The sequence below is a fragment of the Shewanella sp. P1-14-1 genome, from assembly GCF_001401775.1.
GTDB classification, from domain to species: Bacteria; Pseudomonadota; Gammaproteobacteria; order Enterobacterales; family Shewanellaceae; genus Shewanella; species Shewanella japonica.
This window is the reverse complement of record NZ_LKTL01000007.1, coordinates 122,412-146,890: the sequence shown is the minus strand read 5'-3', so window position 1 is coordinate 146,890 and position 24,479 is coordinate 122,412. Positions and strand designations below refer to the sequence as shown.

Sequence of the window (24,479 nt, the reverse complement as noted above, 5' to 3'; positions counted from 1 at the left end):
TTTTAAATAAATTTAGTAAGTAAATCTGATAGACATGGTTTGAAAAAACCATGTCTTTTTTCAATTTAATGGAGTAAATCATGGATAAATTTACAGCTTTAATCTTGTTGATTTTATTATCTGGCTGCGCAGCACAGAATACTGATGATACCGTCAGTTACAATGATGAAGACTTAATATGTGAATATGTAGCGAAAACAGGGAGTAATTTGAAAAGAAAAACTTGTATGACGCGCGAGTTATCAGACGAACTTAGAAAAGAGAGTGAACAAGATTTACGAGAAGCATGGAGAAAAGGGCAAACACAAGCTCATACTAATATATGATCAATCATTTTTTTGACAAAAATCCTAATACGATCTCGTATTGGGATTTTTTGTTTTTATATTTATATTAGTTTTATTCTATTTTAGATGAACTTAGTTATTTACCTTATAAATTAAATGACTTATTTTTTTTGATAAAATTCAAGCTAGTCACCAAGATTCCAACTCTATTTCAGTCTCACTTTGCTTAAAAATACAACGTTCGACTAATCAAGAGCGTTTAACACGTCTTTCCAGTAGTTTTTGATGTTCTCAAATGTTGACACAGGTCAACATTTTGTGAAATGATGCGAGCGGGTCTATGCCTTAGCAGGTATAGAATAGGGAAGAAAAAACTAACAATCACAAGAGAAAGATAGACTTAGCAGTATCAGTCAGGATTAACAATATAATCCTAGTTGTTACTCATTAGTTAAGCTTTCTAAATCACTATAAATTGGTTGGGAACTATGTCCAAGGTAAGCAATAGAACAAAAATCGCTACTGCACTTGTTGGCGCGCTTGCATTAGCTAGCAGCAACTTCGTGATTGCAGATCCTCTAAGCGATGTACAAAAAGCTGATAGCAAAATTCATGCTGATGCAGCTGCATCTCAAAACAAAGTAGATAAATATTTTGATCAAGCACAAGACATGCTTTTCGAGTATGGCTCAGTAGCTGACGAACGTGAATCACTAAAATCTTACAACGATTACGTTGCAGGCTTAGTTGCAGACCAAGAAGCAACAATGAAACTGATCCAAGACGATATCGACGGTGTTGATGCTCTTAGACAAGGTGTTGTTCCTTTAATGTTTAAAATGGTTGAAGCATTAGAGCAATTTATTGCTTTAGACTTGCCATTCAATCAAGACGCACGTGAAGCTCGTGTTCAACGCTTAAAAGATACTCTTAACAGCGCTGAAGTAACACTAGCTGAAAAATATCGTCTAATTCTTGACGCATATAACATTGAACGTGAATACGGTTCAAAGTTAATTGCTGAAACAGGTCAATTAGAGCTAGATGGCAAAGAAGTCTTAGTAGATTTCTTAAACTTTGGCCGTGTTAGCTTATATGCGCAAAGCCAAGACCAAAAGTCGGCTTGGATGTATAACGAAGAATCTAAAAGCTGGGATAAGTTAGAAGATAGCTATCTTCGTAACTTAAGCAAAGCAATTAAACAGGCTCGTGGACAAGGTGCTCCTGATCTATTCGCCTTACCAATCCCTGCTGCGGAGGCTGCGCAATAATGAAAAAGTTTATTACTACAGCAATCGTTGCTGCAACTTTGTCTCTAACTTCAGGAATGGTTAGTGCTGCTGATGCACCAAAGACGATTGACCAATTATTAAAACAAGTACAAACAGATCGTGCTAACGCGAATAAGACTAACAAAAAGCGTGAAGCTGAATTTTTAAATGAGCGTGGCGATAAAGCCGCTCTTTTAAAGCGTGAAAAAGCGGCTTTAGCTGCTGAAGTTCAACGTGGTAAAGATTTAGCTCAAGCTTTCACTGACAACGAACGTAAAATCGCTCAGTTAGAAGAAGATCGTAAAATTGCTTCTGGTGACTTAGGTGAAATGTTCGGTGTTGTTAAAGGTGAAGCTGGTGATTTCGCAGGTAAGTTAGTTGCTTCTAACATTACTGCTCAGTTCCCAGGCCGTGACGCATTTATTGCTGAACTAGGTGCTCGTAAAGAACTTCCAAAAATTGACGAGTTAGAGCAATTCTGGGAAGCACAACTTTTTGAAATGGTTGAATCTGGCAAAGTTGTTAATTTCGACGCTGAAGTAACAGGTTTGGACGGTAACGTTCATACAACTACAGTTACTCGTGTTGGTGCATACAACTTACTTGCTGATGGCCAATATGTTGTTTACAACGCTGATTTAGGCTTGATTCAAGAACTATCTCAACAACCTGGTAGTGCACAAGTTTCTAGTGTTAAATCATTCACTAGCGCAACTTCTGGTTACGAAAAATTATTCGTTGACCCGGCTCGTGGTGTTCTACTAAGCGTGTTCACACAAAAAGCGACTATTGAAGAGCGTATTGAAGCTGGTGGACCAATTGGTTACATCATTATCGGTATTCTTGTTCTTGGTGCGTTGATTTCTATCGAACGTCTAGTAACGCTTTACATCGTAGGTTCACAAGTTAAAGCACAACGTAAGAACATTGATAATCCTGGTAACAACGCGTTAGGTCGTGTACTTAAAGTTTACCAAGAAAACAAAGATGTTGATGTTGAAACACTTGAACTTAAGCTTGACGAAGCTATTCTGAAAGAAACACCAGCTTTAGAAGCTCGTATTTCAATCATTAAAGTACTGGCAGCTATCGCTCCAATGATGGGTCTACTAGGTACAGTAACTGGTATGATCGCAACCTTCCAAACAATTCAATTGTTCGGTACAGGTGACCCACGCTTAATGGCTGGTGGTATTTCTATGGCATTGATGACAACCGTTCAAGGTCTAGTTGCTGCACTTCCATTGATGCTTATGCATGCAATCGTTGTAGCTCGTAGTAAAACAGTTGTTCAAGTTCTTGAAGAGCAAAGTGCTGGTATTATCGCAGTACATGCTGAGAAGAGGGCTGACTAATGATGCTAATCCTGATGGATGTTTGGGACTCTGTCAGGGGCTTCATGGCCACCGGAGGAGATATCCTCTGGTTGGTTGCAGGTGTTTTATTCTTAATGTGGGTATTGATGCTCGAGCGCTTTTGGTACGTCAATTGGGTAGCACCAAAAGAGCATAAAGGCATTATCGACTTATGGAATAATCGAGAGGATTCTACCTCTTGGTATGCGCACCGTATCCGTGAAGCTTGGATGTCCCAAGCAAAACAAGATATGAATGCTCGTATGCTGATGATCAAAACCTTAGTAGCAATCTGTCCTATGATAGGTCTACTAGGAACCGTTACCGGTATGATAGCAGTGTTCGATGTGATGGCAGTTCATGGTACGAGTAACGCTCGTATGATGGCGGCTGGTATTTCAATGGCAACCATGCCAACGATGGCAGGAATGGTTGCAGCATTATCTGGTGTATTTTTTAGCACTCGATTAGATGCAAAAATGAAAATCAGTCTTGAAAAGCTTAAAGATAGCTTGCCGCACCACTAGAGAGAGTATTTAAAATGGCACGTAAAAAGCATTTAAATGTAGAAGAAGAAGCACAAGTAGATATGACTCCGATGCTCGACATCGTATTCATTATGCTTATCTTCTTTATTGTGACGACTTCGTTCATTAAGCCATCAGGCCTTGATTACAAGAAACCTGAAGCTTCTACGGCGACACAACAAAAATCTGCGAACATCTTTATTGGTGTTAGTAAGACTGGCGTTATCAAAATGGAAAACCGTCAGGTTGACATTGAGCGTGTAACAGCAAACGTTGAGCGTATGTTAGCTGAAGCACCTGAAGCGGCGGTATTAATCGAAGCAGACCAAGAAGCCGAACATGGCCTTGTTGTTAAAGTAATGGACAACGTTAAGAAAGCGGGTATCGATAAAATTTCGATTTCAGCGGGGAAAGACTAATATGCTGAGAGCAATAGTATCACTCATTTTAGGTGCTGCTGTTACTTTCGCCTTGTTTATCTTCATGGCCTTCTTGGTCGGTGGCGGCGCTAAGCGCGCCGACACCAAAACTGATTCTCCTATTATTGAGATCAGTATGGAGAAGCAGGATACGAAAGTTCAGGATAAGCCAAGGGTCAAACCTAAGCCGCCAGCGCCACCTGAGCAACCGCCTAAGCCGGAAACTACTCCGCCAGATACGTCATCAGATATTGATACGAATATGGCATTTAACATGAGTGGTGTAGTGGCTGGTGGTGCGAGCACAGGCTTTAAACTCGGTAATATGATGACGCGTGACGGCGATGCAACACCAATTGTACGTATTGATCCTCAGTACCCAATTGCTGCTGCTCGTGATGGTAAAGAAGGTTATGTACAACTTTCGTTTACTATTAACGAACTAGGCGGAATCGAAGACGTTAAAGTTATTAAAGCAGAACCTAAGCGTATTTTCGACAGAGAAGCAGTTAGAGCTCTGAAGAAATGGAAATACAAGCCTAAAATCATTGATGGTAAGGCGATGAAGGTTCCTGGCATGACAGTTCAACTTGACTTCACTCTAGATAAAGGAGGTAGATAATGCGTAAAGTAAATACAATAGCTAGTGCATTAATGCTGACTTTATGTAGTACTTCTTTATTGGCTGTTTCAACCGCGCAAGCTGCTGAAAAATGTCCAATCGAAGAGCGTCAATCAAGAGCTGTTGGTGCAAGTGCTGGTAAAAAAGTTCAAAGAGCATTTGAAAGATATACAGAAGGTCAACTTGACGAAGCCATTGAGATCTTACTCGAAGTCAATACAAAAAATGATTTCGACAAAGCTTATATTGGTCGCATGATTGGCTCTTTCTATGCTGAAAAAGGTCAAATGAGTACAGCTATTAAGTACTTAAAGACTGCTGTAGATGCTGATATTCTTGGTGGTACAGATCACGCTGCAACATTACGTTTGTATGCTGATTTATTACTTCAAGAAAAACAGTTTAAGGAAGCGATTCCTTACTACTACAAGTGGATGGATTTCACTTGTAAAGTTGACCCAATAGTATACCGCCGTGTTGGTATTGCTTACAGTGAACTTAAGCAGTGGGATAAAGTACTTGAAGTGGCTGACAAAGGTCTTTCCTTGATGGAAAAACCTGATAAAGGCCTTTATCAAATGAAATTGACTTCATACTTCAACCAAAAGAAGTATAAAGAGGCTGTAAAAGTACTAGAGATTATGGTGCCTTTATTCCAAGACGATAAACGTCTATGGGTTCAGCTTGCTCAGTTCTATTTGATGACTGAAGATTATACTAAGTCTTTAGCAACTTATGATTTAGCTTATAAAAATGGTTTTCTTGAGACTGATGGTAACATCACTCGTTTAGCTCAACTTATGTCGCAAAATGGTGCGCCTTATAATGCTGCTAAAATTTATGAAAAGCATATGAAGTCTGGTTTGATTAAAGAGTCTGAAAAGTCTATTAAAATCTTAGCTGGTTTCTATCATAACGCTAAAGAGTTCAAGCAAGCAGCTAAACTATATGGTCAAGCTGCTGAGTTAACTGGAGATGCTGAGTTGTACCTTAAACAAGGTAAAATCTTAGCTATCGCTGAACAGCCTAAAGCTGCAATTCCAGTGTTTGAAAAAGCACTTGCAGCTGGTTTAGATGAGCCAGGTGATGCTGAACTTGAGCTAACGTTAGCTCACTTAAGCCTAAAGCAATACAAATCTGCTTATAAACGTGCAAATCGAGCTGCTAAACACAGTAAGACAAAACGTAGCGCAAATAGCTATATTTCTTATATCAAAGAAAAAGCACGTATCAACAACATTACTTTGTAAGTTTGTTGATATCGAAAAGCCCCTTATGGGGCTTTTTTTTTACTTTTCATTTATGGTTTATGTCTTAGGTAACTTGTTATTCTAAGTTACAATTTATCGTTAGAGATATTCACTAAATTTAGATAAATTACACATAATAACTACAAAGTATCGGATCATTTTTTGGTAATACGTTTATTACCATCCATAGGGAAATTATTATGCAAAAAACGCTACTCGCCGTATCAGTTTCATCACTTATGTTGTTGCAAGCTTGCAGTGAACCCGAAGCAACCTCAGCTCCTGCTAATTCTGTGACAACAGAAACTGCAGCCAAAGCGGTTACAGAGCAATCAGCTGAAGATATTTACAAAGCAATGGCTGACAATTATTTTAATGATGTACTTGCTTTAGAGCCTATCTACGCAACCTATGTTGGTGTTAATGATTACAATGACCAATTTGGTGGCGCGTTAACAGAAGTATATTTAAAACAGCGTCATGAGCTGAATTCAAAATATTTAAAACAAGCCAAAGCAATAGATGCTGATAAGTTACCTAAAAATCTGCAACTCAGCTTCGATATGTTTATTTATGATAGGCATATGGATCTTGTTGCTGAAAGTTATCCAGAACATTTCATGCCTATGAATCAGTTCTATAGTACTGTGATTAGCATGGTGCAATTGGGTAGTGGTGAAAGTGCGCAACCTTTTAAAACGGTAGAAGATTATCAAAATTGGTTAGGTCGCTTATCTGGCTTCATCAATTGGGTTAAGTTAGCTCAAGTAAGAATGGATGAAGGTATTAAGAGCAAAGTTGTATTGCCTAAAGTGCTTGTTGAAAGAATAATTCCACAACTTGATGCTCAATTAGTTGAAACTGCCAGCGATAGTTTGTTTTACACGCCAATTTCGTCTTTACCTGAAAACTTCAGTGACCAAGATAAAGCTGCGTTAACCAAGGAATATACTGCTCTTATCCAAGATGAGCTTCTACCGTCACTGACCCAATTAAGAGATTATTTTAAAGACACCTATTTACCGCATGCTCGCGCATCTGACGGTTGGTGGGGATTACCGAATGGTAAGGAATGGTATCAGACATTAGCTAATCGTCACACAACAACGACCATGCCTGTTGACGAAATCCATCAGATTGGTCTTTCTGAGGTAAGTCGAATTTTATCTGAAATGGATAAAGTGCGAGAACAAGTTGGTTTTGAAGGCGATTTAACAGCATTTTTTGCATCGCTATCAAGCGAACCTGAATATTTCTTTGAAGATAGACAAGGTTTAATTGATGGGTACATGGCATTAAAAGACAGTATTAATAAAGAGCTGCCTAAGTACTTTAATGTCATGCCAAAAGCTGACTACATTGTTAAACCTGTTGAAAGCTTTAGAGAAAAATCAGCAGCAGGTGCTTCATATCAGTCGCCTGCGGTTGATGGTTCTCGTCCGGGTGTGTTTTATATCAATACTTATAATTTGAAGGCTCAACCTAAATGGGGTATGACGACTTTATCACTGCATGAAGCAGCTCCTGGACATCATTTCCAAATTGCTATTAAGCAAGAATTAACGGGAGTACCTGAATTTCAACGCTTTCAGGGCTATACAGCATTTGAAGAAGGTTGGGCGTTATACGCTGAGTACTTGGGTATAGAAATGGGGTTATTCAAAGACCCATATCAATATTTTGGTAAATTATCTGATGAAATGCTAAGAGCGATGCGTCTTGTAGTTGATACAGGCTTACATTCAAAAGGCTGGAGTCGTGAGCAAGCTATCCAGTATATGAAAGATAACTCTCCAATGGCAGAATCAGATATTGTTGCCGAAGTTGAGCGCTATATGGCGATTCCCGGACAAGCACTTTCGTATAAGATTGGTCAGCTTACTATATTAAAATTACGAGCTGATGCAGAGTCAGAATTAGGTGACAAGTTTGATCTTAAAGGTTTTCATGATCAAATATTAACCACTGGTTCATTGCCTATGGCTGTGATGGAGAAAAAGATTGCACGTTGGGTCGAATCTGAATTGGCAAAATAACGAATAACTGTTAGCTTGTAAGTTGAATATATATAGGGAGTTTTACTCCCTATATTTTTAGCAATTTTATCTACAAATTAGTAGGAGTACATCATGGTACAGGCAACTGCACGACACCTTTTAGTTAGCTCAGAAGAGCAATGTGAGCAATTGAAACAAGAAATTCTAGCGGGTGCCGATTTCGCTGAAATTGCAAAAGCAAATTCTTCATGCCCATCTGGAGCACAAGGTGGAGAGTTAGGTTCTTTTGGGCCAGGAATGATGGTTCGTGAATTTGACGAGGTTGTTTTTAGTGCGCCATTAAACGAAGTTCAAGGACCAGTGAAAACACAATTTGGGTATCACCTTCTTGAAGTAACAAGCCGCGGTTAATTTAACTCTTAATCGTCGAAGGCAGCTTTGGCTGCCTTTTTTATTATTTGTTACTCAATAAATTTAATCAATGGAATTGATAAATGATTGCATTATATACAGATAGGTTAGTCATTAGAACAATTCAGCAAAACGACTGGTCAAATGTGCTAGCAATTAATTCTGATCAAACTGTGTTAACACATATTCGGCCTGTTACCTCTACAGCGGATATTGAGTCGACTTTTAAGCAACGGTTGGAACCATGGTCATACGATTCTGGTGAGTGGTTAACCTTAATCATTGAAACAATACAAGATAAGACGTTTGTAGGCTTAACCGGTTTTTATAAAGAGTCCGAGGCGATGAATCGTGCTGAAGTAGGCTACTTAATAAGTCCAAACCAACAAGGTTTAGGTTACGGCACTGAAAGTTTAAAAGAGGTTATCGATTGGGGAATACACGAATTCAATATTCAAAAGTTTATCGGTTATTGCGCTGTCGATAACATTGGGTCGGCTCAGGTAATGCGCAAGTGTGGATTTATCCAAGAAGGGTTATTAAGACAAAATCATCAGATTGGTGACAGGCAAATTGATGAATATCTGTTTGGATTGCTTCAATCTGATATTAGGATTTAAACAATCAAGTTTAAATGAAATAAATTGCGAATTTTAAGCCATACATAAATAAGCCATAAAATCACTTCTTAAACTCGGGCTTTTATCACATAATTACCAATACAATTGAAAACTATTCTCGTTTCCACTTATAAAACATGATCTAGGTAAAGGTATTGCGTAAATGGCTAATATAAAATTAATCAATTATAAAATTTTGCACGCAAGGTGGATGTCTAATGAAGCTCAGTGAACTCAATCCTGGGGATACGGCTAAGATCGCTGAAATCGGTCAACTTTCTTTACCTCAAACAGTAAAGCGGAAGTTGTTATCTATGGGGATTACACCTCATACAGCGTTCACAATGTTACGCCGAGCACCAATGGGGAGTGGTGTAGAGTTAGAGTTACGCGGTAGCCGTTTATGCATGCGTCGCGATTTAGCAGATATCATTGAGGTGGTAGTAGCACATGACTAAAGAATTTCATTGCGTCACTGTAGGTAATCCAAATGCAGGTAAATCAACTTTATTTAATGCATTAACAGGCGCGAATCAGCAAGTTGGTAACTGGTCAGGTGTTACAGTTGAAAAGAAAACAGGCTATTTCACGTTAGAGAATACCAATGTTCATCTTACTGACTTACCAGGTATTTATGACTTGCTGCCAGCTGGCAACAGCTGTGATTGCTCCCTTGATGAGCAAATTGCTCAACAATATTTAGCAGATCAAAGAGTTGATGGGATTATTAACCTTGTTGATGCAACTAACATTGAACGCCATTTGTATTTAACTGTGCAACTAAGAGAACTTGGTGTTCCTATGGTTGTGGTGTTAAACAAAATCGATGCAGCTAAAAAGCTTGGTATTGAAGCTGATATCGAACGAATGAGCCAAGAGTTAGGTTGCCCTGTTGTTGCCGTTTGCTCTAGAGACGAATCAGATATAAAGCAAGTTCAAGATCAAGTGCTGAGTTTATTAAAAGGTGAGGTCACTGAATCTCCGCTGGTACTAGATTACGATGAGTCCATTGAGTCCGGTGTTAAAACGTTACAACAACATGCTGAAAACTTGAGCCGTGGTCGTGCACTAGCCATGCTGGGTAATGGCAATGGCTGTGGACAATGTGATAGTACCAGCCTTAAAGATGTAGTAAACAACTGTACTCAAATCGCTGAACAGTCAGGTACCGATATTGAGGTACTTGTTGCCACGACAAGGTTTGATTTTGTTCAAAAAGTATTTGATGCATCAGTGAGTGTCGGTGAGCATGAAAGTGCAAGCGACAAACTAGATAAAATCATTCTTCATCCAGTGCTTGGTGTGCCAGTCTTTTTGCTGGTGATGTACTTGATGTTCATGTTTAGTATCAACGTGGGTAGCGCCTTTATTGATTTCTTTGATATTACTGCTGGTGCAGTATTTGTCGACCAATTTGGCGCATTATTAGAATCTATTGGCTCACCTTTATGGTTAGTAACTATCTTGGCTGGCGGTATTGGTCAAGGTATACAAACTGTGGCCACCTTTATTCCTGTTATTGCCGCATTGTTCCTCGCATTGTCAGTACTTGAAGCATCTGGTTATATGTCTAGAGCTGCTTTTGTCGTTGATGGTTTAATGCGTCGTATTGGACTGCCTGGAAAAGCGTTTGTTCCAATGATTGTAGGGTTTGGTTGCTCCGTTCCCGCCATTATGGCGACACGTACACTAGGCAGTGAGCGAGAAAGAATTGTCACAGGCATGATGGCACCATTTATGTCTTGTGGTGCTCGTTTGCCTGTATACGCCTTATTTGCTGCTGCATTTTTCCCAGAGTCGGGTCAAAATCTTGTATTTTTACTTTACATCATTGGTATTTTAGCCGCAGTTGGTACCGGTTTATTACTGCGTAGTACAGTGTTGCCTGGTACCAGTAGTGCTGTGGTGATGGAATTACCAAGTTATGAAATGCCAAAGGCGAAAGCGGTTTTTTCACGTACGACCAAACGTACAAAAAGCTTTATTCTAGGCGCAGGTAAGACGATTGTTATTGTTGTAACACTACTGAACTTTGTGAATGCCATTGGTACCGATGGTAGTTTCGGTCATGAAGACAGTAAAGAATCGGTATTGAGTGTTCTGAGCCAAAAAGTCACGCCGTTTTTCTCTCCTATGGGAGTAGAGCAAGATAACTGGCCGGCAACAGTAGGTATTATTACAGGTATCTTTGCTAAAGAAGCCGTTGTTGGAACGCTTAATAGTTTATATTCAGATTCAACAGAAGGTGATGAAGAGCTTGCAAGTCTATCTGAAAGCTTCTCAGAAGCATGGGATACCATTCCTGAAAACTTATTCGGCATTGCACCAGAAGATCCATTGTCGATTGATGTAGGTAATGTAGAAAATATCGATGAAGCTGCAGAAGAGCAGGGGGTTGAACGTTCAACCTTCAGTGCACTACAGGCTGGTTTTAGCACTAAGGTAGCTGCTTTTGCTTACTTGTTATTTGTTTTGCTTTACACACCATGTGTTGCAGCAATGGGAGCATTAGTCAATGAGTTCGGTTCGAAATGGGCGCGTTTTGCAGCGCTATGGACCTTTGGTTTAGCATATGGCAGTGCCACTGTTGTATATCAAGGTGCAAATATAGCCAAGCACCCTGTTCAATCAATTGGCTGGATTTCATTCTTCAGTATTGCATTGGTTGGGTTTTATTTCTGGCTTAAAAAGCAGGGTAAGAAAAATCAACAGATTATTCCTGGTGTGCGAGTCATTACCGAATAAGCATAAATAATGTTCAAATCAAAACCAGCATTTTAGTAAATGCTGGTTTTTTGTTTTCTGATGATTATTTTTATCAAACAGGCATTGTAACTCACGTAAAACTGTAGGATCATCGAAGGTCTGAAAATTTAACCACCGTGCACTAAGAGGAACTCTATGAGTCAAGTGGACAACGAAGTACGTCCAAGTAACTTCATTCGTAATATCATTGATGAAGACTTAAAAAGCGGAAAGCACAATAGCGTGCATACACGTTTCCCGCCGGAGCCAAATGGTTTTTTACATATTGGTCACGCAAAGTCTATTTGTTTAAATTTTGGTATTGCAAAAGATTATCAGGGTCAATGTAATTTGCGCTTTGATGATACGAACCCAGAAAAAGAAGATATCGACTACGTTCACTCAATTCAGGATGACGTACGCTGGTTAGGGTTCGATTGGGCGGGTGAAATTCGTTATTCATCTAACTATTTTGATCAACTTCATCAATATGCGTTGGAGTTAATTAATAAAGGGCTTGCCTATGTGTGTTTTTTGAATGCAGAAGAAACACGTGAGTACCGTGGTACGTTAAAAGAGCCAGGTAAAAATAGTCCTTACCGTGATACCAGTGTTGAAGAAAACTTAGCGCTGTTTGAAAAAATGCGCTTAGGTGAATTCAAAGAAGGTAAATGCGCTTTACGTGCTAAAATCGATATGGCTTCACCATTTATGTGTATGCGTGATCCCGTTATCTATCGGATCCGTTTTGCACATCATCATCAAACTGCTGACAAATGGTGCATTTATCCAATGTACGATTTTACGCATTGTATCTCAGATGCTATCGAAAATATCACTCACTCTTTATGTACATTAGAGTTTCAAGATAACCGACGTCTATATGATTGGGTATTAGATCATTTAGATGATTTCAATCAACCAAACCGCACGCGTCAATATGAATTTTCAAGACTAAACCTTGAATATACCTTAATGTCGAAGCGTAAATTAAATGACTTGGTTGAAAGAAACTTAGTGAATGGTTGGGATGACCCTAGAATGCCAACGATTGCTGGACTTCGTCGTCGTGGCTATACTCCTGCATCTATTCGTGAGTTTTGTCAGCGTATTGGCGTAACAAAACAAGAGAACTTGATTGAAGGCGGGGTGCTTGATGCCTGTATTCGTGAAGAGTTAAATGAGCATGCACCACGAGCAATGGCTGTATTAAAGCCAATTAAAGTGGTAATTGAAAATTATCCTTCGGATTCACCAGAAACAATCAATGCCCCTATGCACCCGAATAAGCCTGAGATGGGCACTCGTGAATTGGCATTTGGTAAAGAGTTGTTTATTGATACTGAAGATTTCCGTGAGTCTGCAAATAAGCATTTCAAACGTTTAGTGTTAGGTAAGGAAGTTCGTTTACGTAACGCTTATGTGATTAAAGCTGAACGTTTTGATCAAGATGAAGACGGTAATGTGACTACTGTTTACTGTACTTACGACAATGAGACATTAGGTAAAAATCCTAGCGATGGTCGTAAAGTAAAAGGCGTGATTCATTGGGTTGAAGCTTCAACGGCTAAGCAAGCAGAGTTCCGTCTTTACAATAGATTATTTACTGAAGCAACGCCTGCAGCATTTGATACTGTAGATGAGGTGATTAACCCTGAATCTTTAGTTGTCGTAAATGGTGTTGTTGAAGCAGGTCTTGTAAATGCTGAAGTTGAGAAGGCTTATCAATTTGAGCGAGAAGGTTACTTCTGTGCAGATAACAAAGATTCAACAGCTGAGCATTTAGTTTTCAATTTAACAGTGCCTTTACGTGACTCTTTTGCATAAATTATAAAATGACATGTTGTCATATTTAAAAGCCAAGGTGTTGACCTTGGCTTTTTTGTTTTTACTCGTTAATTAAATCCAAAGGGTATTATTGATTGGATGAAATCAAGTGTAATGGTCTGTCATTGCTCAAGTAGGCTTCATCAACTTGATCTAATTTATTATAACGAATCATCTGCTGTATGCCGTCGATGTAAGCTTGCCCGCGTTCTGAATATTTATCTAGCGCAGAAGCCAATTGTATTCCAGTAATAGGTTGGTCATTGGCTCTTAAATCTCGTCTAAGCTCTCTAAGCTTAATATAGGCTGCGTTAGTGTTAATATTTAGCATATATCCTTCTACAGAAGCTTGCGGTGTATCAAACCTTGCTAGACCATAGTTTCCTAACTCTTTTCGTTGCTGTTTAGGGATCATTCCGTTACCACTAAAGTCCCACTGTCCGAAAAAGGCATTACCTTCAACGGTAAACCGGGAAGTTGCCCAACCGCTTTCTTCTGCAGCTTGAGCTAATACAAGCGATGGCGGCATGATATCGACGCGTTTTAATAGTTGCTGTCTTTGTTCTTCGGTTAGTGCACTGTCTTTGTCACTGATTACCTTATATTTAACTGCGATATCGATGAGTGATTTATCATCAAGTGAAGCTTGTTCGACAGTTTGTCGTTCGTTAAGAATGTTCTCATTACTGATTAAAATCAGTGGCGCCATTAATCTGAAAAATACCATCTTTTTCATCTGCACTGGTATTTCATTGGACGTTTGCTGCCACTTCTCACTGACTCGCTCAAAGGTTAGGCGAGGGACTTCTCGTACACCCGCTTTCCAGCTTTCGGTATTGTAATTAAGTGAGTCAAAGAGGCTAATCAGTTCATCTAATGAATTTAAGCTAATGTCTTTGGCTGATTGATGCGATTTTGATTGCATCGATGTCGTTTTAGCAACAGGTTTAGAATTTGAAGCCGTTGGCTTGATTTCAGACTGAATCTTTCCTTCATCGGTAGAGGATTTTACCCAATAATTAATGGCGAAAAGTCCAAACAACAACAGTGCGACAAACAGGATTTTTTGGTAAGTATTTTTAGTCATGTGTTCCCTTAACGATACGGCTTATTGTGCCGCTATAGATACAAATTGATCGTCTATTACATGGCAATAAAGAGCGACGCATTCTCAAGCGAATAAACTAATGTTATATCCACACAATAAAAAAAGGCGCCAATGCGCCTTTAATTATAGTCGATTTGTGACTATTGCATCATTGGGCCGAAACCCATGCTCCAAAGAATAACACTACTACCCATTAGACCAACTAATAATACCAAGCCCGCAGTCACTACTGAGCTTGCGTAAATAAAGCCTTTTTCTTCCGGGATATTCATTATGATCGGGACTCCGGCATATAGCAGATAAACAGAGTAAGCTAAGCCTGCTAGGCCAACGAGCATAATAAACCATAGCACTGGATAAAGTACTGAAATGCCCACCATAAATAAAGGTGTTGCAGTGTAGGCGGCCAGCTCTAACGCTTGAGTAAAGGTTGGCGTGGCATCGAATGTTTTTGCCATCCAATAAGATAGGTAGGCAAGTGCAAGTACGCCTCCGATTAAGCCAAAATACATACCGACAGACATGAACATTGCGCTTTGCGGTGTTAAAAATAAAGGTTCACCATTAGCTGGATGCCAGCCAATGTAGGCAGTAGCAATATAGCTACATACAGAAGGAATTAAAGCGATAAGTAAAATATGACTTAGACTGCTTTTTACAGCTTCGTGATTGCGTTCAATTGTCTTCCACTCTTCCTTTGGATGAGTGTATAGCCCCATTAAGTGATTTAATATCATTGTTATTATCCTTGTTTAGCATTCATACATAGCTCGCCAAACTTCAGACGAACTGATCATAGCCCCATATATCAATCGCCTTAATCAGTCCCACACATACCAGCTTAAATGACTCTGCTTTTTGAGTGATTTAAGCCAATAATAACTTCATCCCTATAGAAGTTTATCCATTAAAGGCAATCGAAATACAACTTTAGCAACTATTGTTACGAAGATGTATAGACTATTTATTGAACATAAGCATCCATTCGTCAAGCTCTAATACGCTTTTATCTGTAGAAATCTTGTTATTAGAGGTAAAATAGCTGCAAATCCAGTCGACTACTTAAATCATTCATGCAGCAATTACTTGAGCCAATTAAGGCGTTTTTAAAATGTGAGACACCACAGTCATGGGTAGATGAAGCCAAAAAGCCTGAAAACTTGTCTTTGCTTTTAAGAGACCACTTACTATGTGAATTAAAAGCCGCTCAAAGTGCTATGTTTTTAATTCGCAAATACGCCGTAGATAAAGACAGCGCAACCCAGCTTAGTGCGTGGGTCAAGCCTTATGAAGAATTTGCTTATAAAAAGCAAGGGTCCTTAGAGACACTTAAAGGTAAAAGTAATATTTCAAAGCAAGTTACGGTCAGATCTGATTGTGATTATGGCCAAGATTTAGTGGATAAAATGGTGCTGCTGATTAAGGAGGAATTACATCACTTCTATCAAGTGTTAGAACTCATGGATGCGAAAAACATTCCTTATGAATTATTAGAAGCTGGGCGATATGCGAAAGGAATGATGAAGCATGTGAAAACTTTTGAACCTGACGCGCTCGTTGATAAATTAATCATAGGGGCATTTATTGAAGCGCGTTCTTGCGAACGTTTCGCTAAAATCGCACCCTATTTAGATGCAGATTTGGAAAGGTTTTATATTTCTTTGTTACGTTCAGAAGCCCGTCATTATCAGGACTATTTATCTTTAGCGCAAACTATAAGTAAAATTGATATCAATGAACGAGTTGCATATTTTGCAAATGTTGAAGCAGAGCTTATTCAATCGAATGATGAAGACTTCAAGTTTCATAGTGGTGTACCACATAATCTAGTCTCGAATTAACGCATTAATTTTAAATATCTTGAATTGAACTGAATTTAGGTCTGTATTGACTATCGCTGAGTAGTAAAAGGCAGTTGTTGTAACATCGCACTGTCTTTTTTTATGATAAGAATACTGCCTTGTTCGTACCAGTCACCGACGACGATACGCTGTTTATGATTGTCGAGTTCATGAATTGCAGGTCTGTGAGTATGGCCGTGGATCATGCGAGTTGTATTGGTTTTAGTCAATAATTCACTAACAGCTGATGGTTCAACATCCATAATCACGTAGGTTTTTTGTTGGTTACTGTTTTGACTTTTTTGTCTTATGTTTGCAGCAATTTTTTGTCTAGTCGATCTAGGAAGGTGACGATAAATCCACTTTACAATAGTAGAATTACGAAAGCGTCGAAAACGTTGATAGGCTTTATCTAATGTACATAGACTATCGCCGTGAAGAACCACGGTTTGAATACCATATAAATTAAGTATGTTAATTTCTGGTAATAAAATCATCCCAGAACGACTGGCAAATTCATTACCTATCATAAAGTCACGGTTGCCATGGATGAAGTAAACAGGCAGTTTGGTTGAGACTGATTTAATATGTGTTGCTATTTCATCGGTATACGGCTCAGCAATATCATCACTGGTCCATACCTCAAATAAATCACCGATAATATATAAAGCTTCAACCTCAGAAAGGTCTGAGTTGAGATATTCAATGAAGGCTTTGGAAATATCAGGACGATCTGCACTTAAATGCAAATCGCCCATAAATACAGTATGCACTAGCGTTTATTCAGCCACGCTTACACTGTTGATTACCACAGCTTCTAATGGCACGTCTTGATGCATGCCACGGTTGCCAGTGCTGACACCTTTAATTTTTTCAACGATGTCTAAACCTTCAACAACTTCAGCAAACACACAGTAACCCCAGCCTTGGCCTGTTTCTGCTTTGAAATCTAAGAAAGTGTTGTCACTGACGTTGATAAAGAATTGCGCTGTAGCAGAATGAGGATCTGAAGTACGAGCCATAGCAAGAGTACCAATCTTGTTTGATAAACCGTTATTCGCTTCGTTCTTAATCGCTGCTTTAGGAGTTTTCTGAACCATGTCTTCGGTAAATCCACCACCTTGAACCATGAAACCATCAATTACACGGTGAAAAATCGTCCCATCATAAAAACCATCTTTAACGTACTGCATGAAGTTTTCAGAAGTTAAAGGCGCTTTTTCTGTATTTAGTGCAACTTTAATGTCGCCCATATTGGTGTGTAAAGTGATCATATTAAAATACCTTGATAAAAATTGTTGCGGGATTCTAACTTATCTAACGTGAGGCTTAAAGTGCAGTATTCAAAACAGTATTGCTCATGATAGACTTTATCCCAATTATATTGGTATCAAAACGAGTAAAAGAGAACCATCGATGTTGAAAATTTACAATAGTATGAGTCGTGATAAGCAAGAATTTAAGCCGATTAACCCTGGAAAAATTGACATGTATGTATGTGGTATCACCATCTACGATTTATGTCATATTGGCCATGGTCGTACTTTTGTTTCTTTCGATATGATCGTTCGTTATTTACGTTACCGCGGCTACGAAGTGAATTACCTGCGTAATATCACTGATGTTGATGACAAGATTATTAAGCGTGCCGCTGAAAACAATGAAAGTTGTGATTCGTTAACTGAGCGATTAATTGGTGAAATGCATAATGATTTTGATGCATTGAACATGATGCGACCTGATTTTGAGCCAAGAGCAACGTTACATATCGAAGAAATCATCGAGATGGTTCAAAAGCTGATTGCTAAAGATCATGCTTACGTATCTGAAAGTGGCGATGTGCTATTTAGCGTTTCTTCATTTCCTGAGTATGGACGTTTATCTGGTCAAAATCTTGAGCAATTACAAGCTGGCGCACGAGTAGAAGTTGAAGATACAAAGCGTGATCCTATGGATTTCGTATTGTGGAAAATGTCAAAGCCAGGAGAACCTACTTGGGAGTCGCCATGGGGACCAGGTCGTCCTGGATGGCATATCGAATGTTCTGCGATGAACAGTAAGCATTTAGGCGAGCATTTTGACATCCATGGCGGTGGCAGTGACTTGCAGTTCCCACACCATGAAAATGAGATTGCTCAGTCTTGCTGTGCCCACGGTTCACAATACGTGAATTACTGGATGCATACTGGCATGGTCATGGTTGATAAAGAAAAAATGTCCAAGTCATTAGGTAATTTTTTCACTATTCGTGATGTATTAGCCCATTATGATCCTGAAACAGTACGTTATTTCTTATTGTCAGGTCATTACCGCAGTCAATTGAACTATTCAGAAGACAATTTAAAACAAGCTAAATCGGCTCTTGAACGTATTTATACTTCACTTAAAGGGCTTGACCTTACGGTTGAGGCTGCACCAGCTACAGAATTTATTAATAAATTTATAGTCGCAATGGACGATGACTTTAATACACCAGAAGCTTACTCTGTAATTTTTGATATGGTGCGTGAAATTAACCGCTTGAAATTGGTGGATATGGCTCAGGCAAGTGCATTGGGTATGAGCCTTAAGTCACTGACAGATGTGTTGGGTATTATCAACCGTGATGTTGATGCATTCTTCCAAGGTGACGGTAGCGATGATGAAGTGGCAGAGATAGAAGCGCTGATAGTTGAGCGTAATCGTGCCCGTGCAGAGAAAGACTGGCCAGCTGCTGACGCAGCTCGCGATAGACTAAATGCATTAAACGTCGTACTTGAAGACGGTGAAGAAGGCACAACTTGGCGAAAGAAGTCGTAGTTAAGTCCTTGTGATAAAAAAGCCTGCTATTTTTAGCAGGCTTTTTTGTTTATAGGCTTATTATCAGTAGGCTTTGAGTCAAAACAAAGCAAGCTTAATTATTAAGCATTTACAGTTAATCGTGATACTGCTCGGCAGCATAAAGCGTATTTTCAAGTAGACTTGCGATTGTCATTGGGCCAACACCGCCAGGTACCGGTGTAATGAATGCGGCTTTTTCTGCTGCAACATCAAACTCAACGTCACCGACTAAACGACCATCTTCAAGTCGGTTAATCCCTACATCAATAACTATGGCACCAGGCTTAATCCACTCTCCTGGAATAAAGCCAGGCTTTCCTACTGCGACAACCAGTAAATCAGCTTGACGTACTTTTTGTTCTAGATTTTTTGTAAAACGATGACAAGTTGTTGTAGTGCAACCCGCTAGGAGTAATTCAAGTGTCATAGGACGGCCAACAATGTTTGAAGCGCCAACAATGGTTGCATCCAAGCCATAGGTATCTACGCCCGTAGATTTTATTAAGGTAATGATGCCTTTTGGCGTACATGAACGTAATACAGGAATACGTTGTGCTAAGCGGCCAACATTATAAGGGTGAAATCCATCAACATCTTTATCAGGTCTGATACGCTCAATCACTTTTGAATCTTCAATATGAGCGGGTAAGGGAAGTTGTACCAAAATTCCATCAATCTTAGGATCTTCATTACATTGATCGATTAAGGCTAATAGCTCAGCTTCAGTTGTACTGGTTTCAAGGTCATATGAGTAAGATTCGAAGCCAACTTCTTCACAAGCGCGGCGTTTACTACCTACATAAACTTGAGACGCTGCATCAGCGCCGACTAGGATAACCGCGAGGCCCGGAATACGCTTGCCAGCAGTTTTGCGTTCCAGCACTTTTTCTTTTAACGTGCTACGAATAGATTGTGCGATCGCTTTGCCATCAATATTTTGGGCAGTCATGGGGGTATAGTTTCCTTTATATGGCGCGATGATATATGAATTTTAACGAGGCGTATTCTATCAGTCAGCCATAGTTCTGTCATGATTATTGACTTAGTGATTTATTGAAAACAGAATTTTTTGTGTGTAAAAACAGCAGCTGAACAAGTTTGTAAAAAAAATCGTTGACGATAGTAAAGTGACTCGTTAATATGCGCTCCGTTCTCGCAGTTAAGGCTTAAGTTAATGCATAAACCTTGATTAGCAAGACTTCTCGGTGATTAGCGCAGCCCGGTAGCGCATCTGCTTTGGGAGCAGAGGGTCAGAGGTTCGAATCCTCTATCACCGACCAAATTTCTATTTGTAAAGTTAACGCTTTATGAATAAGCTGGGAAAGTTAAACTGAAAACCAAATCAGTTTACTAATTATCTAGCAGGTATACAGAATAAGTATGTAAGCCAAGCGCCACTAGCTCAGCTGGATAGAGCAACGCCCTTCTAAGGCGTGGGTCTCAGGTTCGAATCCTGAGTGGCGTACCAAATTATGGTGATTGTAGCTCAGTTGGTAGAGCCCCGGATTGTGATTCCGGTTGTCGTGGGTTCGAGCCCCATCAGTCACCCCAAATTCTGCATTAAAAATGCACGATTGTAGAGAAAGCGACCTTAGGTCGCTTTTTTTATGTCTAAAATCCCCATATAACCGCATTTTCAGGCTCGACTCTATTGTAATCGGTCGCTATAATGTCGCGTCTTGATAAATATCTAATACGAATTACTACAGGTAATAGCGCTGAAAAGCTGCTGTATCATGCTTTTATTAGTAAACATTAATAATCAAGAAACGAATATTTAATAGTTGAGCTTTCGACTATTACAAAGGACGTCAGACATATTTCGAGGTAAAACAATGCAAGTTTCTGTTGAAACAACTCAAGGCCTAGAACGTCGCCTAACAATTTCTGTTCCTGCTGAACAAATTGAGAAATTAGTTAAAGACAATTTAATACGTGAAGCGAAGCGTGCAAAGATTTCTGGTTTCCGTCCAGGTAAAGTACCAGTTTCTGTCATCAAGCAACGCTACGGCGCTGCTATTCGTCAAGATGTCACTGGTGAAGTTATGCAACGCAACTTTATCGAAGCTATCATGGCTGAAAAGTTAAACCCAGCAGGCGCGCCAGTTTTTGCTCCAGGTAAAACTGAAGGCGAAAACTTTGAGTTCGTTGCAACGTTTGAAATCTACCCAGAAGTAGCATTAACGGGTCTAGACGCAATTGAAGTTGAACAACCACAAGCTGAAGTTAATGACGCTGACGTTGACACTATGATTGAAACACTTCGCAAGCAACACGCTACATTTGCTGTAGTTGAAACTGCTGCAGAAGAAGGCAATAAAGTTAAAATGAACTTTGTTGGTTCTGTTGATGGTGAAGAGTTTGAAGGCGGAAAAGCTGACGACTTCGAATTAGAACTTGGTAGCAACCGTATGATCCCTGGTTTCGAAACTGGTGTTATCGGTCATAAAGCAGGTGATGAATTCGAAATCGAAGTGACTTTCCCTGAAGACTACCATGCTGAAAACTTAAAAGGTAAAGCGGCTAAGTTCGTAATTACACTTACTGAAGTTCAGTCTGCAGAATTACCAGAAGTTAACGATGAATTCGCTTCTTTATTCGGTATCGCTGAAGGTGGTTTAGACGCACTTAAAGCTGAAATCCGTAAAAACATGACTCGTGAGCTTGAGCAAGCGCTAAAAGCAAATGTGAAAGAGCAAGTTATCGAAGGCTTATTATCAGCTAACGAAATCACTATCCCTAAAGCACTAGTAGACGGTGAAGTTAACGTTCTTCGTCAACAAGCCATGCAACGCTTTGGTGGCCAAACTGAGAACATGCCTGAGCTTCCTGCTGATTTATTCACAGAGCAAGCTGAGCGTCGCGTTAAAATTGGTTTACTTCTTGGCGAAGTTATCAAAACTAACGAGCTTCAAGCTGAAGACGAACGTGTTCAAGGTCTTATTGCTTCAATGGCTTCAGCTTATGAAGATCCAAGTGAAGTGGTTGAATACTACAATGGCAACAAAGAGCTTATGCAAAACATGCGCAACGTAGCGCTTGAAGAGCAAGCTGTTGAAGTTTTACTAAAATCTGCAAAAGTGACGACTAAAGACGTCGAATTTGAAGAATTTATGAACAAGGCAACAGGTAAAGCGTAACCATCGCTTGACTTGATTGGCGGTTCGCCATTTATAATGGCTCGTATGAGGTTCCTCATACGAGCCATTTTTATTTTAGGGAAATATAAAATGCATAAAGCGCCAGAATCTGTACTCAATGCTCTTGTACCTATGGTTGTTGAACAAACTGCTAAAGGTGAGCGTTCATATGATATCTACTCTCGTTTATTAAAAGAGCGAGTAATTTTCTTGGTTGGTCAGGTTGAAGAACACATGGCTAACCTGATCGTGGCGCAGTTACTGTTCCTAGAATCAGAAAGCCCGGATAAAGATATTTCAATCTACATTAACTCGCCAGGTGGTTCTGTCACTGCTGGTATGGCAATTTACGATACAATGCAGTTCATTAAACCGAACGTAAGCACTGTATGTATTGGTCAAGCTTGCAGCATGGGCGCATTCTTATTAGCGGGTGGTGCAAAAGGTAAGCGTCATTGTTTGCCGAATTCTCGAGTCATGATTCACCAGCCTTTGGGTGGTTTCCAAGGCCAAGCGTCTGACATTGCAATTCATGCTCAAGAAATCTTAGGCATTAAGAATAAATTAAATGAAATGTTAGCTGAACACACTGGGCAACCATTAGATGTTATCGAGCGTGATACAGACCGTGATAACTTCATGAGTGCACAAGAAGCTGCTGATTATGGTTTAGTTGATTCAGTTTTTGAAAAGCGTAGCTGATTTTTAGGCCTGAGTACGCTATTCTGTGATGAATAGCGTATAAAAAATATTTAACTGTTTCTGTGTAGTACAAATAATGCACAGAGAGTATATCTAAAGACAGTGAACAGGCTGCAACAGAGGTAGGGTAATGGGCGATAACAAAAGTACCGGTGACAGTGGCAAACTACTGTACTGCTCTTTTTGCGGAAAAAGCCAACATGAAGTAAGAAAGCTAATCGCTGGACCTTCGGTATATGTTTGTGATGAATGTGTTGAGTTATGTAATGACATCATTCGTGAAGAAATTAAAGAGATCTCGCCAAAGCGTGATCAAGACAAGTTGCCAACACCACACGAATTGCGTGAGCACTTAGATGATTACGTTATTGGTCAGAACCAAGCTAAAAAGGTACTGTCAGTTGCCGTTTATAACCATTATAAACGTTTACGCAATGGCACGCCGATTGAAGGTGTTGAACTAGGTAAAAGTAATATCTTGCTTATCGGACCAACGGGTAGTGGTAAAACACTGCTAGCTGAGACGTTAGCTCGTTCATTAGATGTGCCATTTACTATGGCTGATGCAACGACACTAACTGAAGCGGGTTACGTAGGTGAAGATGTTGAAAACATCATTCAGAAGCTACTGCAAAAGTGTGATTATGACGTTGAGAAAGCTGAGCGCGGTATCGTCTATATCGATGAAATCGATAAAATCAGCCGCAAATCTGACAACCCATCAATCACCCGTGATGTATCTGGTGAAGGTGTTCAGCAAGCTTTGCTTAAGCTAATTGAAGGTACTGTTGCTTCTGTGCCTCCACAAGGTGGACGTAAACATCCACAGCAGGAGTTCTTGCAAGTAGATACGTCTAAAATCCTATTTATTTGTGGTGGTGCATTTGCTGGGCTTGAAAAAGTTATTGAACAACGTGGGCTAACTGGAACTGGTATTGGCTTTGGCGCTGAAGTTAAGGGTGAAGCTGATAAAGTCACTATTTCTCAGACGTTAGGCAAAGTTGAGCCTGAGGACTTGATTAAGTTTGGCTTAATCCCTGAGTTTATTGGCCGTTTACCTGTTGTTGCTACGCTAACTGAATTAGATGAAGCAGCGCTAGTACAGATTCTTTCTCAACCTAAAAATGCACTAACAAAACAATATGGTGCATTGTTTGAGATGGAAGAGGTTGAACTTGAGTTCCGTGAAGATGCTTTAAAAGCCATTGCTCATAAAGCGATGACGCGTAAAACTGGTGCTCGTGGCCTTCGTTCAATCATTGAAGATATCTTACTTGATACTATGTATGATATTCCTTCAGTTGAGGGCGTAATTAAAGCTGTTGTCGATGAATCTGTCGTCAAAGGCGAGTCTGCCCCCATCTTGATTTACGAAAATGCTGACAACCAAGTTGCTGGTGGCGAGCAATAATTCGTCGCTTTTGCTAATAGTTGAAAAATAAGGAGTCCATTGGGCTCCTTTTTTCGTATTGCCCATTGAAACTCTTAGAAACATCCCAATATACTGATTATATAATCCATTCATCAAACGGAATCG

Annotated in this window: 23 protein-coding genes and 3 tRNA genes; 21 read left to right on the top strand and 5 right to left on the bottom strand. The window is 39.6% G+C overall.

Annotation, left to right across the window (positions count from 1 at the left end; all coding sequences use genetic code 11):
* Window positions 1-80 precede the first annotated feature (80 nt).
* The 13 genes from AN944_RS07080 to glnS all read left to right on the top strand — a co-directional run bounded on the left by AN944_RS07080 (window position 81) and on the right by glnS (window position 13,331).
* Window positions 81-326, top strand: a complete 246-nt coding sequence (locus tag AN944_RS07080; protein WP_055023900.1) for a hypothetical protein — start codon at window positions 81-83, stop codon at window positions 324-326.
* Window positions 327-775: 449 nt separating this feature from the next.
* Window positions 776-1,558 (top strand): DUF3450 domain-containing protein, encoded by a 783-nt coding sequence (locus AN944_RS07075; RefSeq protein WP_055023899.1) that lies wholly within the window; start codon window positions 776-778, stop codon window positions 1,556-1,558.
* A complete protein-coding gene (locus tag AN944_RS07070) occupies window positions 1,558-2,913 on the top strand; it encodes a MotA/TolQ/ExbB proton channel family protein (RefSeq protein ID WP_055023898.1) in 1,356 nt (451 codons plus the stop codon). Before AN944_RS07075 ends, AN944_RS07070 begins: the two co-directional genes overlap by 1 nt.
* The gene (locus AN944_RS07065) at window positions 2,913-3,440 is read left to right on the top strand and encodes a MotA/TolQ/ExbB proton channel family protein (protein ID WP_080915420.1); all 528 of its coding nucleotides are present in this window, start codon (window positions 2,913-2,915) and stop codon (window positions 3,438-3,440) included. The genes AN944_RS07070 and AN944_RS07065 overlap by 1 nt, the downstream gene beginning before the upstream one ends.
* A 14-nt stretch (window positions 3,441-3,454) precedes the next feature.
* Complete coding sequence (locus tag AN944_RS07060; protein WP_055023897.1) at window positions 3,455-3,859, top strand: biopolymer transporter ExbD; 405 nt, start codon at window positions 3,455-3,457, stop codon at window positions 3,857-3,859.
* Between the two features lies 1 nt (window position 3,860).
* Window positions 3,861-4,481, top strand: coding sequence for an energy transducer TonB (locus tag AN944_RS07055; protein WP_055023896.1), 621 nt, complete (start codon window positions 3,861-3,863; stop codon window positions 4,479-4,481).
* Window positions 4,481-5,731, top strand: a complete 1,251-nt coding sequence (locus AN944_RS07050) for a tetratricopeptide repeat protein (RefSeq protein ID WP_055023895.1) — start codon at window positions 4,481-4,483, stop codon at window positions 5,729-5,731. Before AN944_RS07055 ends, AN944_RS07050 begins: the two co-directional genes overlap by 1 nt.
* A 200-nt stretch (window positions 5,732-5,931) precedes the next feature.
* The gene (locus tag AN944_RS07045; RefSeq protein ID WP_055023894.1) at window positions 5,932-7,767 is read left to right on the top strand and encodes a DUF885 family protein; all 1,836 of its coding nucleotides are present in this window, start codon (window positions 5,932-5,934) and stop codon (window positions 7,765-7,767) included.
* Between the two features lie 93 nt (window positions 7,768-7,860).
* On the top strand, window positions 7,861-8,139 hold the full coding sequence (locus tag AN944_RS07040; RefSeq protein ID WP_055023893.1) for a peptidylprolyl isomerase: 279 nt from the start codon (window positions 7,861-7,863) through the stop codon (window positions 8,137-8,139).
* 83 nt (window positions 8,140-8,222) lie between these two features.
* Window positions 8,223-8,759: a GNAT family N-acetyltransferase gene (locus AN944_RS07035; protein ID WP_055023892.1), complete on the top strand. Its 537-nt coding sequence runs from the start codon at window positions 8,223-8,225 to the stop codon at window positions 8,757-8,759.
* 218 nt (window positions 8,760-8,977) lie between these two features.
* Window positions 8,978-9,217 carry a FeoA family protein gene (locus tag AN944_RS07030; protein ID WP_055023891.1) on the top strand — a complete coding sequence of 80 codons (240 nt, stop codon included), beginning with the start codon at window positions 8,978-8,980 and terminating at the stop codon, window positions 9,215-9,217.
* A complete protein-coding gene (gene feoB, locus AN944_RS07025; RefSeq protein WP_055023890.1) occupies window positions 9,210-11,504 on the top strand; it encodes a Fe(2+) transporter permease subunit FeoB in 2,295 nt (764 codons plus the stop codon). The genes AN944_RS07030 and feoB overlap by 8 nt, the downstream gene beginning before the upstream one ends.
* A gap of 156 nt (window positions 11,505-11,660) precedes the next feature.
* Window positions 11,661-13,331, top strand: a complete 1,671-nt coding sequence (gene glnS, locus AN944_RS07020; protein WP_055023889.1) for a glutamine--tRNA ligase — start codon at window positions 11,661-11,663, stop codon at window positions 13,329-13,331.
* 88 nt (window positions 13,332-13,419) lie between these two features.
* On the opposite strand, the gene AN944_RS07015 is transcribed toward glnS, so the two are convergent.
* Both AN944_RS07015 and AN944_RS07010 read right to left on the bottom strand, forming a co-directional pair.
* Entirely contained in the window at window positions 13,420-14,256 is an 837-nt protein-coding gene (locus AN944_RS07015) for a glucosaminidase domain-containing protein (protein WP_408005077.1), read from the bottom strand.
* 323 nt (window positions 14,257-14,579) lie between these two features.
* Complete coding sequence (locus tag AN944_RS07010) at window positions 14,580-15,176, bottom strand: Yip1 family protein (RefSeq protein WP_055023887.1); 597 nt, start codon at window positions 15,174-15,176, stop codon at window positions 14,580-14,582.
* A gap of 336 nt (window positions 15,177-15,512) precedes the next feature.
* Here AN944_RS07010 and miaE point away from each other — a divergent pair, with 336 nt between their 5' ends.
* Entirely contained in the window at window positions 15,513-16,280 is a 768-nt protein-coding gene (miaE, locus tag AN944_RS07005) for a tRNA isopentenyl-2-thiomethyl-A-37 hydroxylase MiaE (RefSeq protein WP_055023886.1), read from the top strand.
* 50 nt (window positions 16,281-16,330) lie between these two features.
* On the opposite strand, the gene AN944_RS07000 is transcribed toward miaE, so the two are convergent.
* Both AN944_RS07000 and AN944_RS06995 read right to left on the bottom strand, forming a co-directional pair.
* On the bottom strand, window positions 16,331-17,053 hold the full coding sequence (locus tag AN944_RS07000) for a UDP-2,3-diacylglucosamine diphosphatase (RefSeq protein WP_055023885.1): 723 nt from the start codon (window positions 17,051-17,053) through the stop codon (window positions 16,331-16,333).
* 6 nt (window positions 17,054-17,059) lie between these two features.
* Complete coding sequence (locus AN944_RS06995) at window positions 17,060-17,554, bottom strand: peptidylprolyl isomerase (RefSeq protein WP_055023884.1); 495 nt, start codon at window positions 17,552-17,554, stop codon at window positions 17,060-17,062.
* A gap of 142 nt (window positions 17,555-17,696) precedes the next feature.
* Here AN944_RS06995 and cysS point away from each other — a divergent pair, with 142 nt between their 5' ends.
* On the top strand, window positions 17,697-19,079 hold the full coding sequence (gene cysS / locus AN944_RS06990; protein ID WP_055023883.1) for a cysteine--tRNA ligase: 1,383 nt from the start codon (window positions 17,697-17,699) through the stop codon (window positions 19,077-19,079).
* Window positions 19,080-19,194: 115 nt separating this feature from the next.
* Here cysS and folD read toward each other — a convergent pair whose 3' ends face one another.
* Window positions 19,195-20,049, bottom strand: coding sequence for a bifunctional methylenetetrahydrofolate dehydrogenase/methenyltetrahydrofolate cyclohydrolase FolD (gene folD, locus AN944_RS06985; RefSeq protein WP_055023882.1), 855 nt, complete (start codon window positions 20,047-20,049; stop codon window positions 19,195-19,197).
* Window positions 20,050-20,303: 254 nt separating this feature from the next.
* Between folD and AN944_RS06980 the strand changes: the two genes are divergently transcribed.
* The 6 genes from AN944_RS06980 to clpX all read left to right on the top strand — a co-directional run bounded on the left by AN944_RS06980 (window position 20,304) and on the right by clpX (window position 24,353).
* Window positions 20,304-20,380: transfer RNA gene (locus AN944_RS06980), tRNA-Pro, on the top strand.
* 111 nt (window positions 20,381-20,491) lie between these two features.
* Window positions 20,492-20,568 (top strand) — tRNA-Arg (locus AN944_RS06975).
* Between the two features lie 7 nt (window positions 20,569-20,575).
* A tRNA-His gene (locus tag AN944_RS06970) sits at window positions 20,576-20,651 on the top strand.
* Window positions 20,652-20,935: 284 nt separating this feature from the next.
* Window positions 20,936-22,240 carry a trigger factor gene (gene tig, locus AN944_RS06965; RefSeq protein ID WP_055023881.1) on the top strand — a complete coding sequence of 435 codons (1,305 nt, stop codon included), beginning with the start codon at window positions 20,936-20,938 and terminating at the stop codon, window positions 22,238-22,240.
* A gap of 90 nt (window positions 22,241-22,330) precedes the next feature.
* A complete protein-coding gene (gene clpP, locus AN944_RS06960) occupies window positions 22,331-22,942 on the top strand; it encodes an ATP-dependent Clp endopeptidase proteolytic subunit ClpP (RefSeq protein WP_055023880.1) in 612 nt (203 codons plus the stop codon).
* 130 nt (window positions 22,943-23,072) lie between these two features.
* Complete coding sequence (clpX, locus tag AN944_RS06955) at window positions 23,073-24,353, top strand: ATP-dependent protease ATP-binding subunit ClpX (RefSeq protein ID WP_055023879.1); 1,281 nt, start codon at window positions 23,073-23,075, stop codon at window positions 24,351-24,353.
* Window positions 24,354-24,479 lie beyond the last annotated feature (126 nt).

Coding starts and splice junctions, on each gene's coding strand:
- AN944_RS07010 (WP_055023887.1), bottom strand. CDS start 15,176: ATGATATTAAATCACTTAATGGGGCTATACACTCATCCAAAGGAAGAG.
- feoB (WP_055023890.1), top strand. CDS start 9,210: ATGACTAAAGAATTTCATTGCGTCACTGTAGGTAATCCAAATGCAGGT.
- clpX (WP_055023879.1), top strand. CDS start 23,073: ATGGGCGATAACAAAAGTACCGGTGACAGTGGCAAACTACTGTACTGC.
- AN944_RS07055 (WP_055023896.1), top strand. CDS start 3,861: ATGCTGAGAGCAATAGTATCACTCATTTTAGGTGCTGCTGTTACTTTC.
- AN944_RS07045 (WP_055023894.1), top strand. CDS start 5,932: ATGCAAAAAACGCTACTCGCCGTATCAGTTTCATCACTTATGTTGTTG.
- tig (WP_055023881.1), top strand. CDS start 20,936: ATGCAAGTTTCTGTTGAAACAACTCAAGGCCTAGAACGTCGCCTAACA.
- AN944_RS07075 (WP_055023899.1), top strand. CDS start 776: ATGTCCAAGGTAAGCAATAGAACAAAAATCGCTACTGCACTTGTTGGC.
- AN944_RS07065 (WP_080915420.1), top strand. CDS start 2,913: ATGATGCTAATCCTGATGGATGTTTGGGACTCTGTCAGGGGCTTCATG.
- AN944_RS07060 (WP_055023897.1), top strand. CDS start 3,455: ATGGCACGTAAAAAGCATTTAAATGTAGAAGAAGAAGCACAAGTAGAT.
- clpP (WP_055023880.1), top strand. CDS start 22,331: ATGCATAAAGCGCCAGAATCTGTACTCAATGCTCTTGTACCTATGGTT.
- glnS (WP_055023889.1), top strand. CDS start 11,661: ATGAGTCAAGTGGACAACGAAGTACGTCCAAGTAACTTCATTCGTAAT.
- AN944_RS07035 (WP_055023892.1), top strand. CDS start 8,223: ATGATTGCATTATATACAGATAGGTTAGTCATTAGAACAATTCAGCAA.
- AN944_RS07050 (WP_055023895.1), top strand. CDS start 4,481: ATGCGTAAAGTAAATACAATAGCTAGTGCATTAATGCTGACTTTATGT.
- AN944_RS07070 (WP_055023898.1), top strand. CDS start 1,558: ATGAAAAAGTTTATTACTACAGCAATCGTTGCTGCAACTTTGTCTCTA.
- AN944_RS07030 (WP_055023891.1), top strand. CDS start 8,978: ATGAAGCTCAGTGAACTCAATCCTGGGGATACGGCTAAGATCGCTGAA.
- AN944_RS07040 (WP_055023893.1), top strand. CDS start 7,861: ATGGTACAGGCAACTGCACGACACCTTTTAGTTAGCTCAGAAGAGCAA.
- cysS (WP_055023883.1), top strand. CDS start 17,697: ATGTTGAAAATTTACAATAGTATGAGTCGTGATAAGCAAGAATTTAAG.
- folD (WP_055023882.1), bottom strand. CDS start 20,049: ATGACTGCCCAAAATATTGATGGCAAAGCGATCGCACAATCTATTCGT.
- AN944_RS06995 (WP_055023884.1), bottom strand. CDS start 17,554: ATGATCACTTTACACACCAATATGGGCGACATTAAAGTTGCACTAAAT.
- AN944_RS07080 (WP_055023900.1), top strand. CDS start 81: ATGGATAAATTTACAGCTTTAATCTTGTTGATTTTATTATCTGGCTGC.
- miaE (WP_055023886.1), top strand. CDS start 15,513: ATGCAGCAATTACTTGAGCCAATTAAGGCGTTTTTAAAATGTGAGACA.
- AN944_RS07015 (WP_408005077.1), bottom strand. CDS start 14,256: ATGCAATCAAAATCGCATCAATCAGCCAAAGACATTAGCTTAAATTCA.